Annotated in this window: 14 protein-coding genes; 4 read left to right on the top strand and 10 right to left on the bottom strand. The window is 70.0% G+C overall.

Annotation, left to right across the window (positions count from 1 at the left end; translation table 11 throughout):
• The coding region (locus VFE83_RS18525) for a hypothetical protein (RefSeq protein ID WP_324908898.1) at positions 1-186 on the top strand (186 nt) is incomplete at its 5' end.
• A 119-nt stretch (positions 187-305) separates the two neighbouring features.
• Here the strand turns inward: VFE83_RS18525 and VFE83_RS18520 are convergent.
• A complete protein-coding gene (locus VFE83_RS18520; protein ID WP_324908896.1) occupies positions 306-989 on the bottom strand; it encodes a YdcF family protein in 684 nt (227 codons plus the stop codon).
• A 144-nt stretch (positions 990-1,133) separates the two neighbouring features.
• Here VFE83_RS18520 and VFE83_RS18515 point away from each other — a divergent pair, with 144 nt between their 5' ends.
• From VFE83_RS18515 to VFE83_RS18505, 3 genes are read left to right on the top strand one after another with little or no spacing between them, the layout of a single operon-like run.
• Positions 1,134-2,312, top strand: coding sequence for a beta-ketoacyl-[acyl-carrier-protein] synthase family protein (locus VFE83_RS18515; protein ID WP_324908904.1), 1,179 nt, complete (start codon positions 1,134-1,136; stop codon positions 2,310-2,312).
• Positions 2,309-3,094 carry a beta-ketoacyl synthase chain length factor gene (locus VFE83_RS18510; protein WP_324908894.1) on the top strand — a complete coding sequence of 262 codons (786 nt, stop codon included), beginning with the start codon at positions 2,309-2,311 and terminating at the stop codon, positions 3,092-3,094. Before VFE83_RS18515 ends, VFE83_RS18510 begins: the two co-directional genes overlap by 4 nt.
• On the top strand, positions 3,087-3,929 hold the full coding sequence (locus VFE83_RS18505) for a glycosyltransferase family 2 protein (protein ID WP_324908892.1): 843 nt from the start codon (positions 3,087-3,089) through the stop codon (positions 3,927-3,929). Before VFE83_RS18510 ends, VFE83_RS18505 begins: the two co-directional genes overlap by 8 nt.
• A gap of 868 nt (positions 3,930-4,797) precedes the next feature.
• Here the strand turns inward: VFE83_RS18505 and VFE83_RS18500 are convergent.
• The 9 genes from VFE83_RS18500 to VFE83_RS18460 form a co-directional block, all read right to left on the bottom strand.
• Positions 4,798-5,304 (bottom strand): hypothetical protein, encoded by a 507-nt coding sequence (locus VFE83_RS18500; RefSeq protein ID WP_324908891.1) that lies wholly within the window; start codon positions 5,302-5,304, stop codon positions 4,798-4,800.
• Between the two features lie 77 nt (positions 5,305-5,381).
• Entirely contained in the window at positions 5,382-6,116 is a 735-nt protein-coding gene (gene fabG / locus VFE83_RS18495; protein WP_324908889.1) for a 3-oxoacyl-ACP reductase FabG, read from the bottom strand.
• A complete protein-coding gene (locus VFE83_RS18490; RefSeq protein ID WP_324908887.1) occupies positions 6,113-6,559 on the bottom strand; it encodes a phosphotransferase in 447 nt (148 codons plus the stop codon). The genes fabG and VFE83_RS18490 overlap by 4 nt, the downstream gene beginning before the upstream one ends.
• Positions 6,546-8,903, bottom strand: coding sequence for an MMPL family transporter (locus VFE83_RS18485; RefSeq protein WP_324908886.1), 2,358 nt, complete (start codon positions 8,901-8,903; stop codon positions 6,546-6,548). Before VFE83_RS18485 ends, VFE83_RS18490 begins: the two co-directional genes overlap by 14 nt.
• A complete protein-coding gene (locus VFE83_RS18480) occupies positions 8,900-9,553 on the bottom strand; it encodes a LolA-related protein (RefSeq protein ID WP_324908884.1) in 654 nt (217 codons plus the stop codon). The genes VFE83_RS18485 and VFE83_RS18480 overlap by 4 nt, the downstream gene beginning before the upstream one ends.
• A complete protein-coding gene (locus tag VFE83_RS18475; RefSeq protein ID WP_324908882.1) occupies positions 9,480-10,496 on the bottom strand; it encodes an acyltransferase in 1,017 nt (338 codons plus the stop codon). The genes VFE83_RS18480 and VFE83_RS18475 overlap by 74 nt, the downstream gene beginning before the upstream one ends.
• Entirely contained in the window at positions 10,493-10,786 is a 294-nt protein-coding gene (locus VFE83_RS18470) for a hypothetical protein (RefSeq protein WP_324908880.1), read from the bottom strand. The genes VFE83_RS18475 and VFE83_RS18470 overlap by 4 nt, the downstream gene beginning before the upstream one ends.
• A gap of 73 nt (positions 10,787-10,859) precedes the next feature.
• On the bottom strand, positions 10,860-11,561 hold the full coding sequence (locus tag VFE83_RS18465; RefSeq protein WP_324908878.1) for a ketosynthase: 702 nt from the start codon (positions 11,559-11,561) through the stop codon (positions 10,860-10,862).
• A gap of 17 nt (positions 11,562-11,578) precedes the next feature.
• Positions 11,579-11,848, bottom strand: a complete 270-nt coding sequence (locus tag VFE83_RS18460; protein WP_324908876.1) for a phosphopantetheine-binding protein — start codon at positions 11,846-11,848, stop codon at positions 11,579-11,581.
• Positions 11,849-11,992 lie beyond the last annotated feature (144 nt).

Below are 11,992 nucleotides of genomic sequence, written 5' to 3'. Positions count from 1 at the left end.
CAAGGAGGCACGGATGCCGACTTGCGGGGCGCCGACTCCTCTGCCGGTCGTGGGATTGCTTCGTCGGGGAAGACCCTTTCTTTTGGTTACTTTTCTTTGGGTCAGCAAAGAAAAGTGACCCGGCCGGCTTTAGACGGACGGAAGCTTTGGATGTTCCGCTTCTCACGGGTGACTGGTAAAGCGTGAAAAGTCCCTGGATTCCCGCCTTCGCGGGAATGACGAGCAAAAGCAACGGCAGACGAGCAGAAGCAACGGCGGATGGCGTCGCCTTCGCTGGACTGGCGAACCAGCCAAGCGCCGCCCTCTCAATGCACCCTGTCCATCATCCGCTGATTGCCGATCAACCTCGCCCACCGCGACCCCACATCCGTCCAGCACACATACGCCGCCTCCCCCGCGATCCGAAGCAGCATGCGCGGCCCCAGCTGCAGGCGCGGTTCCGCCGCACACAGCTCCGCATCGAATCCCAGCTGCCTCGCGAACAGCGCACAGCGCGCCAGGTGATAACGGCTGCTGAGTAGCGTTACCCGGGAACGCATGCCCTCGCCCAGCAGCGTGCGCGCGTTGCGCAGGTTCTGCAGCGTGTCGCGCGACTGCGCTTCCAGGCGCAGCGGCGCGTCCACCGCGAGGCCGCGTTCGAACAGGCCTTGTCGCGCCAGTTCGGCCTCGCTCGGCTCGCCCTCGGCGCCGCCGCCCAGCAGCACCACGCTGACCGGTGGGCGTTGCCGCCACAGCGTCGCGGCGCGGTCCAGGCGCGCCTGGAAATCCCGGTCGATCCGCCCTTGCGGCGAATGCTTGCCGAACAGCAGCACGCATTCCCCGTGCGCCGGTTCGCATGGCGCACGTCGCGCGATGCGCAGCACGTGCAGGAAATAGCCCAGGTACACCATGCCGGCGGTGAGCACGCACACCGCTGCGGTCACCGCCAGCGAATGCAGCACGTCTCGGTCGCCGAACAGGGCCAGTCGGTGGGCGGTACGGCTGGTCATGCGACGGGCGCGAAACGCGGCGAAAAGGGCGTTCATCTTACGCCGACGCGGGCATATCGGCCGCTGGCTATACTCGCCGCCTTGTCTGCAAGAGAGTTGCGCGTGCCGTCTCCAACCCGTTCACCCGGCGCCCCTCTGGCACCGATGCCGCCGCTGGCGGTACGTGCCTACACCGCGACCACGGCGCTGGGTCGCGGACGCGACGCCCAGGCGGCGGCGCTGCGCGAGTCGCGCAGCGGATTGCGACGCAACGACTTCGGCCGCGAGCGCCTAGACTGCTGGATCGGCCGCGTCGACGGCCTGGAAGACCTGTCCCTGCCGGCGACGCTGGCGCAGTGGGATTCGCGAAACCATCGCCTCGCGTGGCTGGCCCTGCAGCAGGACGGGATGCGCGAGGCCATCGATGCGGCCATCGCACGCCACGGCGCCGAGCGTGTGGCCGTGGTGATGGGAACGTCGACCTCCAGCATCGGCAGCACCGAGGAGGCCTACGCGGCGCTCGAGGATGGACGCATGGCGGACGCGGCTGCGCGGCACACCGTGCATACGCCGCATGCGCTCGGCGAGTTCGTGCAGCACGCCACCGGCCTGCGCGGCCCGGCGATTACGGTCGCCACCGCGTGCTCGTCCAGCGCGAAGGTGTTCGCACAGGCGGCCCGGCTCATTTCCGCCGGACTCGCGGATGCCGCGCTGGTCGGCGGCGTGGACACCCTATGCGGCAGCGTGCTGTTCGGCTTCAACTCGCTGCAGCTGGTCGCCGTCGAGCCCTGCCGTCCGTTCGATGCGGACCGCACCGGCTTGTCGCTCGGCGAGGCTGGCGGTTTCGCACTGCTCGAACGCGCCGGTGTGGACGAAGACGGCCTGCAACTGCGCGGCTACGGCGAATCCAGCGACGCACACCACATGTCCGCGCCGCATCCGCAGGGACTCGGTGCGACGCTCGCCATGCGCGATGCGCTGTCGCGCGCCGGCATCGACGCGATCGAGGTCGGTTATCTCAACCTGCACGGCACCGCCACGCCGGCCAACGACTCGGTCGAGGCGGCCGCGGTCGCGGCGCTGTTTCCCGATTCGCTGCACGCCAGTTCCACCAAGGGCTGGACCGGGCACACGCTGGGCGCGGCCGGCATCGTCGAATCGGTGATCGCATTGCTCGCGCTGGAAAGCGGCGAACTGCCCGGCACGCTCAACAGCCGCACGCCCGATCCCGCCTGCGGACCGCAGATCCGCTTCGCGCCGCAGCGCGCCGATATCCGTTATGCGATGAACAATTCGTTCGGGTTCGGCGGGAACAACTGTTCGCTGGTGTTCGGTCGCGCATGAGTGTTCTGGCAGCGCGCATCGAAGGCATCGGTTTCTGGACGCGTGGACTGCCGTCGTGGACGGCCGCCCGCGAGCACGCGCTGACCGGCGCGAGCCCGGCCGAGGCCGCGACGAAACCCTCTCCGTCCCTGCTGCCGGCGAACGAGCGTCGCCGCGCACCGGAAACCGTCGCTGTGGCGCTGGAAGTGGCGATGGCCGCCTGCGAGGCGGCGCGCCGCGATCCGGCCTCGCTGCCGTCGGTGTTCGCCTCGACGCACGGCGAACTGGCGATCACCGACTACATGTGCGCGACGCTGGCGCAGGAACCGCGTTCGCTTTCGCCGATCCGCTTCCACAACTCCGTGCATAACGCCGCCGCCGGCTACTGGACCATCGGCACCGGCGCGATGCAGCCGGCCAATGCGATCAGCGCGCACGAGGCGAGCTTCGCGCAGGGCCTGATCGAAGCGCTGGCGCAACTGGCCTACGGCAGCGAAGCGGTGCTGCTGGTCGCCTACGACGGACAGGCCGTCGGGCCGCTGGCGCAGGTGGCGCCCAGCGAAGGGCTGCTCGGCGGTGCACTGGTATTGGCCAGCGAAGGCGAAGGTATTTCGCTGCGCGCACGCCTGGTTCCGAAGGATGCGTCCGGCGATGTGCGCAATGGCCCGCTGTCGCAATGGGCCGCCGCCAACGCGATGGCCCCGATGCTGCCCCTGTTCGACGTGCTGGCGCGTGGCGAAGGCGAAGTGCGCCTGCCCGCCGGCCCGGCGCACGACCTGATCGTGGAGGTGACCCGTGACTGACAACGCCGCGCGCTCCGGCGCCCCGCATCTGTCCCGCGACGACCTGGTCGTCGTGATCCCGGCGCTCAACGAAGCGCTGCGCATCCGCGAGGTGGTACAGGGCGCGCTCGCCGAATGCCCGCGCGTGCTGCTGGTGGACGATGGATCCGATGACGGCACCGCGCAGTGCGTCGCCGACCTGCCGGTGACCGTGCTGCGCCACGAGCAGCGCATGGGCAAGGGCGCCAGCCTGCGCGACGGTTTCGCCAAAGCGCTGGCGATGGGCGCGCGCGCCATCGTCACCATGGACGGCGACGGCCAGCACCTGGCCAGCGACATCCCGCGCCTGCTCGCCGCAGCCAACCGCTATCCGCACCACATCGTCATCGGCGCGCGCCTGCGCCGGCGTTCGCAGCAACCGCTGTACCGCCGCCTGGCCAACGAATTCGCCGACTGGGGCATCGCCTGGGGCACGGGCTACCAGCTCGCCGACAGCCAGAGCGGCCAGCGCCTTTATCCCGCCGCGGTCGCCGCTCTCACCGACGTGCCCGGCGAGGACTTCGTGTTCGAAGCGCAGATCCTGATTTCCGCCGCGCAGCAGCTGGGCACGCGCTGCGTCTCGGTGCCGATCGAGTCGCGTTACAAGTGCGTGCACATGGACGAGGAATTCCGTCCCAGCCATTTCAAGCCGCTGCGTGACTTCAGCCGCATCACCTCGCATGTCGTCGCTGGCGTGCTGCGGCGCGGTGGGCTCATCGAAATGCTCGGTCGGATCCGCGCGAATCCGGCGTTGATCGACGATCCCAGTGGCGAATTCGCGCCGCCGATGGAGCCGGTACAGACGCGGGTACCGTGAGGGAAACGGGCAGCTAGCCTGGGGTTTGCGTTTGCTCGTCATCACGGCGAAAGCCGGGATCCATTTGCCGTTGATCTAGCTCGTCGCTCTAGCTCGTCGCTCTTGCTCGTCGCTCTTGCTCGTCATTCCCGCGAAGGCGGGAATCCAGGGACTTTTCACGCTTTGCCGGATGTCTCTCTGCGGCGATGCTGTCAGCCGTCGCTCTTGGTCCAGACGAAAGCCGCGACCCATCGTTTTGCTGTTGAACCACCATGCGGCCGAAGGGCAGCGCACAGGACGTTCGCTGCTGAGCGGAGGAGGCGTGGAGTGAGGGCGATGCGTGCTTGTGAGCCACTGGTTCGCGCATCGTCCGAACGCCCGTGCCGCAAGTGCGGGCCACGTGGCCAAAGGCCACGTCCGGCTCGCGAAGGCACAGACTCCCTGGCAGATCGTGGGATTGCTTCGTCGGGGCGGCCTGCTTCTTTGGTTACGTTTGACCGAAGGGAATCCAGTCGGACTTTGGGTCAGCAAAGAAAAGTGACCCGGCCGGCTTTAGACGGACGGAAGCTGTGGCTCTCGTTGTTCAAGCAGACAGGGAAAGCGTGAAAAGTCCCTGGATCCCCGCCTGCGCGGGGATGACGAGCAAAAACAACGGCAAACGATCGGCCACCTGCAATCTGTAGGGAAAGCGTGAAAAGTCCCTGGATGCCCGCCTTCGCGGGGATGACGAGCGAGGGCAACGACCGGATCCTGCTTTCGCGGGGATGACGAGCAAGAGCAAAAGCGCACGAGCGGAAGCAACGGCAAACTGGATCCCGGCTTTCGCCGCGATACGAGCAAGTGCACTGGCGCAACAGCAGCGCGCGGCGATTCTTACGCGTGCCTCGTCTCAGTTCACCGGCTGCGGCGTCTGCACAGGTGGCGTTTGCGCCGGAGGGGCCTGCACGCCCGCCGGCGGGTCGGGCACGTAGATCGCGATGCCGTGCGCGTACTTCTTGCTCGGCGAGATGTTCACGCCGATGCCGCCGGAGCTGAAGCTGCCGCCACGGTAGCCACCGTAGCTACCGCCACCCACGCCGACGCCCACGCTGCTGCCGCCGTAACTGTTCTCGGTGCCGACGAACAGCACACCGTTGGCGCCCAGCTTGGCCGCTTCCATGCGCAGGTTGGCGATGACGTCGTCCATCTTGTTCTGCTCGCCGTAGGTGAAGCTGCCGCTGGCGGTCTGCAGGCGCGCGATTTCCTCGAACCCGCCCGGCGGCGGCGTGTAGTAGACGCGTACCTGCGAGGGGTCGATCGGCGTACGCGGCGTGCCGGTCACCAGCTGCGAGGTCGAGGAACAGCCGGCCAGCACGGCCAGCACCGGAGCGAGGAGCAGGAGCGTGATGCGGCGCATGGCGGCGCCTCCTGTTGGGCGATGCGGCGATCCTACGCCAGGGCGCGTATCCGGACGGCGAACCCGCCGCCGTTCATTCAGCTCATGCCGCCGTCGATGCCGATGACCTGGCCGTTGATGTAACCGGCCGCGTCTGAACACAGGAATCCGATCAGCGCGGCGACCTCCTCCGGCCGGCCGGCGCGTCCCGCCGGCACCAGTTGCTTGATCGCCTCGGAACTGAACGCCGACTCGGCCATCCGGCCCTCGACCACGCCCGGCGCGACCACGTTGCAGGTGATGCCGCGGCTGCCCATCTCGCGGGCCAGCGACTTGGTGGCGCCGTGCAGGGCCGCCTTCGCCGCGGCGTAGTTGGCCTGGCCGCGGTTGCCCAGTACCGCCGACACCGACGATACGCTGACCACGCGGCCCCAGCGCGTGCGCGCCATCGGCAGCAGCAGGGGCTGGGTGACGTGGAAGAAGCCGTGTAGCGAGACGTCGATGACGCGTTTCCACTTCGCCTCGCTCATGCCGGCCATGGGGCCGTCGTCGTGCACGCCGGCATTGTTGACCACGATCTGCACGGGACCGGCCAGGAGGAGTTCGGCCATCGCCGCCTGTGTCGCCTCTGCGTCTGCAACGTCGAAAGCCACCGCAGTCGCGCGCCCGCCCGATTCGCGGATCTGCGCCACCACGTCCTGCGCGCGATCCAGGTTGCGGTTGGCGTGCACGATGATCTCGCAGCCGTCGGCCGCAAGACGCCTGCACACCGCGCTGCCGATGTCGCCGCTGCCACCGGTGACGAGGGCGCGGCGGGTTTGGCTGGAACTCATGCGGATGGCTCTCCGGGCATCGAATGCAGGACGGCGGCGCGGCCCTGCGCCAGCACGTCGCCCTGGTGGGTGATAAGGAAACGGTACTGGCTGCTGGTCGCGTCGGCCATCAGGCACCGCGCTTCGACTTCCAGCGCGCCGGGCAGGTCGTCGATGCGGTCCACGTGCAGTTCCACGCCGCGCAACGCGACCAGCATGCCGGGCTTCACGCCGGCGCCCGCGCCTTCGGCGAGCAGGCCGCCGTGCACCGCCATCGCCTGCGCACCGTACTCGCACAGGTGGACGGCGTGCAGCCGGCCGCGATGACGCAACGGATGCGCCGGGTCGCGATGGTTGTACGCGCGCAGCCGGACGCCCTGCGCATCCCACGCCAGCACCTCGTCCCACAGGCACATCGCGCCCTGATGCGGCACCAGCGCGAGGATGCGCTCACGCGACAGCATCGCCGTGCTCCTTCACCGGCGCGCGCACGATCAGCAGCGCGAGCACGAAGTTGAATGCCACGCCCAGCGCGACCGTGCCGCCGATGGCGCGCAGCACCGGAATGCTGGACGCGGCCAGCAACGCGAACACCAGCAGCGTGGTCAGGCTGCACACGATCACCGCGTGCAACGTGCGCAGCTGCTCGGCACGATCGTCGCCGGCGTGGTCGAAGAACAGCGCGTAGTCCAGCCCGAGGCCCGCAGCCAGGATCAGCGACACCAGGTGGAACAGGTTGAGCTCCACGCCCAGGCCGCGCAGCACGGCGAGGATGAGCAGCGTGGTCAGCGCCATCGGTGCCAGCACGCGCAGCACGCGACGCGGCGAGCGCAGCGCCAGCCACACCGCGCCGGCCAGCAGCACCGCGGCCAGGGCGAGCGCCCACAGCACGCGCTCGCGGTATTCGGCCACCAGCGATTCGGACGCCTGCTTCAGGTCGAGCAGTTGCGCGCCGTTGGCTTGCGCGACACGCGCCACCGCATCCGGATCGCGCAGGCCGCTCAGCGCGACCAGCGCGGTCGCATGGTCTTCGCGCTCGAGCAGCAGCCCCTGCACGCTCGCAGCCAGTGGCGTGCCGGACAACGCCTGCGGCGTCAGCGGCGTCGCGGTGCGTGCGCGCGACACGTCGGCGATGAAGTCCTCGAAGGCATCGTCGTTGAACGGCCCTCCGGCCATCGCCGCATGCAGTTCATGGCGCAACGCCTCGTCGCTGGGCAGTCGCGATCGCCGCCCGCGCTGCGTCTTCGCGCTGGGGAGGTAACGTGCAGCGAGATCGAAGCCGCCGAGATCGCCGTCGCGCCGCAGTTCGCGCAGCGCCGGCAGCAGGCGCTCGGAAGCCTGCAGCGCGGCTTCGGCGTCGCGGCCCTGCACCGCGATCACGTAGCGCACGTCCGGCGCGCCGAGTTCGGTGCGCAGCTGCGTGTCGCGCGCCAGCGCGGCCGGCGGCACCGGCGTGAGCCGCGCCAGATCGTTCTGCCAGAACGCACCGGGCGCGAAGACCACCACCGCCAGCGCGAGTGCCGTCAATGCGAGCGCGCCGGGCACGTGCAGGCGCGGCCAGCGCGCCAGCGCCGACCAGCAGTGCGCCAGCCACTTCGAATCCGCGGCGTCGCGCGGCGCGGGATCGATCAGGCCCGGCAGCACGAAGCGCGTGGCCAGCGCCGCGGTGGCGAGTCCCACCACCGTGAACACCGCCAGTTGCTGCAGGCCATCGACGCCCGACACCAGGAAGGTCGCGTAGGCGATGCAGGTGGATGCGACACCGGTGCCGAGCGTCGGCCACAGCGCGCGCGCACTGGCCCAGGGCGACACGCCGGCGCGCTGGTGGCTGAACAGATGGATCGGATAGTCCTGCACCACGCCGATCAGGGTGAAGCCGAACGCGACGGTGATGCCGTGCACGCCGTCGAAGGCGAGCGCCACCGCTCCCAGGCCCGCGAGTCCCGCGCTCGCCAGCGGCAGGCCGCCGAGCAGCGGCGCCTTCCAGCTGCGATAGGCCACCCACAGCAGCAGCACGAACACCAGCGAATCCAGCGTGCCGATCAGGCTGGCCTCGCGCGCGGTGCGCGTGCCGATCTCCACCGAGAACGCACCGGGGCCGGTGACATCCAGGCGCGTGCGGGTGTCGCCGCGCACGGCGGCGAACGCGGCGTGGATCGCGTCCATCGCCGCCTGCTGACCTTCCGGATCGAATCCGGCCGAGTGCGTTTCCGCCGCGAGCAGCGCCTCGCGTCCGGCGCGATCGAACCACACGCCGTGCAGCCGTTGCGGCGCATTCGCCGGCTGCCAGGCTTCGGCCAGCTTCAACGTTTCCAGCGTGGGATCGGACGGCAGCAGCGGCTCGATCAGTGCCGCGGCGGGCGACCCCAGGTCCTGCACGCGCGCATCGAGTTCGCCGCGCAGGAACGCCGCATCCAGGCGCTGCGAGTCCAGCGTCGGCGACAGCAGGTAGCGGTACGGACGCAGTGCGGGCGGAATCGCATCCAGGCCCAGGTCGGCCCCGTTGGCGACCAGCTTGAACGGCGCGGCGCCGCCGCCGCGCGGAGCGGCGAGCAGGCGTTCGCGTAGCGCCTGCGACTGTGCGGCCAGGGTTTCCGCCGATTCGCCGGACAACGCCAGAAGCAGCAGGCGCGAACCGGGGCCTTCGCCGAGCTCGTCGATCAGCAGCTTCTGCGCCGGCGTCTGCGGCGCGGGCATGAACTTGCGCAGGTCGCCGCTGAGCTGCACGCGCGGCGCGACCAGAACCGCGAGCAATCCCAGCACCGCCAGCCACAGCAGCGCGAGGGCGAGACGCCGGGTCGCGCTCATCGGGTCGCGTCGTCGTGGCACAGCGCGGTCAGCGCGGCGAGGTCGGTCGCGCTGGCGGCCTTCTGCGCAGCGCCTGCCAGCAAGGTGCGTTGGATGTCACCCTGCGCGGCCGGGTGCGCTTCGATGCAGCGCAGCTCGGCGCCACGGCCGAACAGCACGATCTCGCGCAGGCGCTTGTGCAGCGCGGCGTCCTTCGGCGTCATCGTCAGCACCCAGCGCTGGCGGCTGCCTTCTGTCTGCAGTTGGTAATGCTGCTGCAGTGAGGCGACGTCGCCGGCCAGCAACGCGCCGAAGCTGTTTTGCAGGCCTGCCAGCTCCGGCGCGCGCGACAGCGCGAAACGGCGCGGCGCCTGCCCGGCGCGTTCGATCACCGCCTCGCCTGCGCGCAGCGTCGTCTTCTCCACGTACGGTGCGCGCACCTGGCGCACCAGCGTGTCGTCGTCGGGACGGCCGTACTCGCCACTGAGGCGCAGCGGGTTCTTCAGCAGCTTCGAACCGCGCACCTCGACGAACGGCGTGCTCGACGGCGCCGGCCGCGCGATGCGCGACAGGATCCACTCCGCCTCGACGCGCTCCTCAGCCGGGGCGGCCCACGGCGTCGCGCTGGCCAGCAGCAGCACCGGCAACAGCCGGATCGCCCGAAGCCGCATTGTCGGCAAACGGGAGCGCGCTCCCGGAGTGTTGCGCTGCTGCATCGTCGCCATGCCAGAAATCGTAGAAGTTGAACCAGTTGAAGGGCGCGCGATGCACGTGGTGCTGCAGCCGCGCCGCGTAGCGCCGCACCAGCTGCGTCACCGCGTCCACGCGCTGTCGGCGCGGGATGTCGATGCGCTCGCCGAATTCCTCGAACACCAGCTCGTAGCGGTTGCCGCCGCGATACAGGCCGAAGGCCAGCACCACCGGCACCTTCAGCGTGGACGCCAGCAGCCACTGCCCGATCGGGAACGGCGCCTCGCTGCCCAGCAGCGGCGCACGCACCGAAGCATCGCCGGGTTCGACGCGATCGACGAGCAATGCGACCAGCTCGCCGCGCGACAGGGCCTCCTGGATCGCCAGCACGATCGACACGCCGTCCTGCCCCGCGTCGATCACGTCGGCCGCCAGGCGCGGATTGAGCGCATCGAGCAGTCGCGTGATCGCCGGGTTGTGGGCGATGTCGAGCACCACGCGCACGCGCAGGTGCGGGCGGGTCAGCACCAGCACGCGCAAGGCATCGAAACTGCCCAGGTGCGAGCCGAAGATCAGCACGCCCTCGCCGCGATCCACGCGCGCGGCCAGCGTTTCCAGCCCGCTGGTGCGGATGTCGAAGCGGTCCAGCTGCCCGCTGAGCAGGAACACGCGATCCAGGATGGTCGCAGCGAAGGTGTGAATGTGGCGCGCGACGTCCCACAAGGTCGGCGCGTGGTCGAGCACGCGCGACAGGTATTCCTTCGACGCGCGGCGCTCCGGCGCGCGCATGACAAGGAAGTACAGCGTGATCGGATACAGGCAGGCGCGCGCGAGCGGACGGCCGCCGTAGCGGGCGATGCTGCGGATCACCCACAGCGCGAACAGTCCGCCGCCCTCGGGGCGCTGCTTCCAGTGCGTCTTCATGCCGCGTCCCGTGCGCCGGCGACCACTTCGCCCGCGGCCAGCAGCGTATCGCCGCGCAGCACGCGGAAGCGCCAGCGCGGTGCGGCGCCGTCGAGTTCGACATGCGCTTCTTCCCCAGGCAACAACGGCTGCAGGAACTTCACCTGCGGCAGGCGCAGCCCGGTCAGCGGCCCATGCGCGGCCTCGACCGCCTCGACCACGTGCTCCAGCAGCACCACGCCGGGCACCAGCGGGCGCCCCGGGAAGTGTCCCGGCAGGCAGGGGTGGTCGATGGGAATCGCGAAGGACATGCGGGGCGGCGGCTGCGCACGATGGGCGCTCAGGATAAGCCACCGGCCCGGGCGCCGCGCCGGCCCGGCCTGATCAGTCGAACAGACTCCGCCAGAATCGCGGTCCCAGCGCCGCCATCTGGCGGACGAAGTCGAAGAAGTGCCGGTACGGGCGGTGCGGGAACAGGTAACGGCGCAGCGCGTACTCGCCGACGAAGAAGCCACCGAGCACGCCGTAATTGAGCAGGTTGGCGAACAGCGACCACTCCTCCTGGCCGATGGTCACGGCCGGGGTGTAGCCCAGCCGCACCAGCACGCCGTCGGGCTCGGCAATCAGCGCCAGCACGCCGTTGGCCACCGCCAGCCCGGTCAGCAGCCAGGCCCACATCGCGGTCAGCCGGCGCGAATAGCGGTACAGCGCGGGAGGCAGCTGCGCGGGTTCGCAGCGCTCCATGCCCGCGACGATGCGCGTGATCAGCGGCTCGCGCGGCGCGCGCAGGCTGCGCCCGAACATCCACGCCACGAAGCCGACGAACAGCATCGGCGGCGCCAGCAGCAGCATCTGCGCGTACGGCGTCTGCGCGATCCAGGCCAGCCCGGCGGCGGTCGCGGCCATCACCGCCCACGCCCAGGCCTGGCCCTGCATCAGCGGGCCGACCAGGCACAGCGCGACCAGGTCTGCCATCGCCAGCGACGCGGATACGCCGCCGCCGTCGATGCTGGCCCAGTGCGCCAGCAGCGGGTAGGCGACGGCCAGGACGATGGCCGGCAGGGCCCGCAGGACGACGGTGTTCATGACGCTTGGGCCGCCGGTCAGGCGGCGCGGCGCTGCTCGATATGCGCGGCCAGCGCGCGCAGCGAGGCGAAGATGCGGCGGTTCTCGTCGCTGTCGGAGCGAAGCTGGAAGCCGTACTTGCCGGAGATCGCCAGCGCCAGTTCCAGCGCGTCGATCGAGTCCAAGCCCAGCCCCTCGCCGAACAGCGGCGCCTCCGGATCGATCTGCGCCGGCGCCACGTCCTCGAGGTTCAGGCTGGAGACCAGCAGCTCGGCCAGCTCGCGTTCGACGGGGCTTTGTTCAGACATCACGGGTTCCAGGGGCGTTTCGAGGCACGCAACGATCCGGCATCGGACGGCGCGGCGCAACCGTCGGCGATGACGGCGCCGGGAAGCGGAAAAACCCGGCCTTGCGGGTCAGACCGGACGGAGCCGCATGTCGGCGTTCCCTTA

This window comes from Lysobacter sp. (genome assembly GCF_035655815.1).
GTDB lineage: Bacteria > Pseudomonadota > Gammaproteobacteria > Xanthomonadales > Xanthomonadaceae > Lysobacter_J.
The sequence above is the reverse complement of the archived record's forward strand: the minus strand, read 5'-3'. Positions and strand labels throughout refer to the sequence as shown.

Bases quoted from the DNA above. Each gene is read 5' to 3' on its own strand.
- VFE83_RS18520 (WP_324908896.1), bottom strand. From the start codon at position 989: ATGACCAGCCGTACCGCCCACCGACTGGCCCTGTTCGGCGACCGAGAC.
- VFE83_RS18515 (WP_324908904.1), top strand. From the start codon at position 1,134: ATGCCGCCGCTGGCGGTACGTGCCTACACCGCGACCACGGCGCTGGGT.
- VFE83_RS18510 (WP_324908894.1), top strand. From the start codon at position 2,309: ATGAGTGTTCTGGCAGCGCGCATCGAAGGCATCGGTTTCTGGACGCGT.
- VFE83_RS18500 (WP_324908891.1), bottom strand. From the start codon at position 5,304: ATGCGCCGCATCACGCTCCTGCTCCTCGCTCCGGTGCTGGCCGTGCTG.
- fabG (WP_324908889.1), bottom strand. From the start codon at position 6,116: ATGAGTTCCAGCCAAACCCGCCGCGCCCTCGTCACCGGTGGCAGCGGC.
- VFE83_RS18490 (WP_324908887.1), bottom strand. From the start codon at position 6,559: ATGCTGTCGCGTGAGCGCATCCTCGCGCTGGTGCCGCATCAGGGCGCG.
- VFE83_RS18485 (WP_324908886.1), bottom strand. From the start codon at position 8,903: ATGAGCGCGACCCGGCGTCTCGCCCTCGCGCTGCTGTGGCTGGCGGTG.
- VFE83_RS18480 (WP_324908884.1), bottom strand. From the start codon at position 9,553: ATGCGGCTTCGGGCGATCCGGCTGTTGCCGGTGCTGCTGCTGGCCAGC.
- VFE83_RS18475 (WP_324908882.1), bottom strand. From the start codon at position 10,496: ATGAAGACGCACTGGAAGCAGCGCCCCGAGGGCGGCGGACTGTTCGCG.
- VFE83_RS18470 (WP_324908880.1), bottom strand. From the start codon at position 10,786: ATGTCCTTCGCGATTCCCATCGACCACCCCTGCCTGCCGGGACACTTC.
- VFE83_RS18465 (WP_324908878.1), bottom strand. From the start codon at position 11,561: ATGAACACCGTCGTCCTGCGGGCCCTGCCGGCCATCGTCCTGGCCGTC.
- VFE83_RS18460 (WP_324908876.1), bottom strand. From the start codon at position 11,848: ATGTCTGAACAAAGCCCCGTCGAACGCGAGCTGGCCGAGCTGCTGGTC.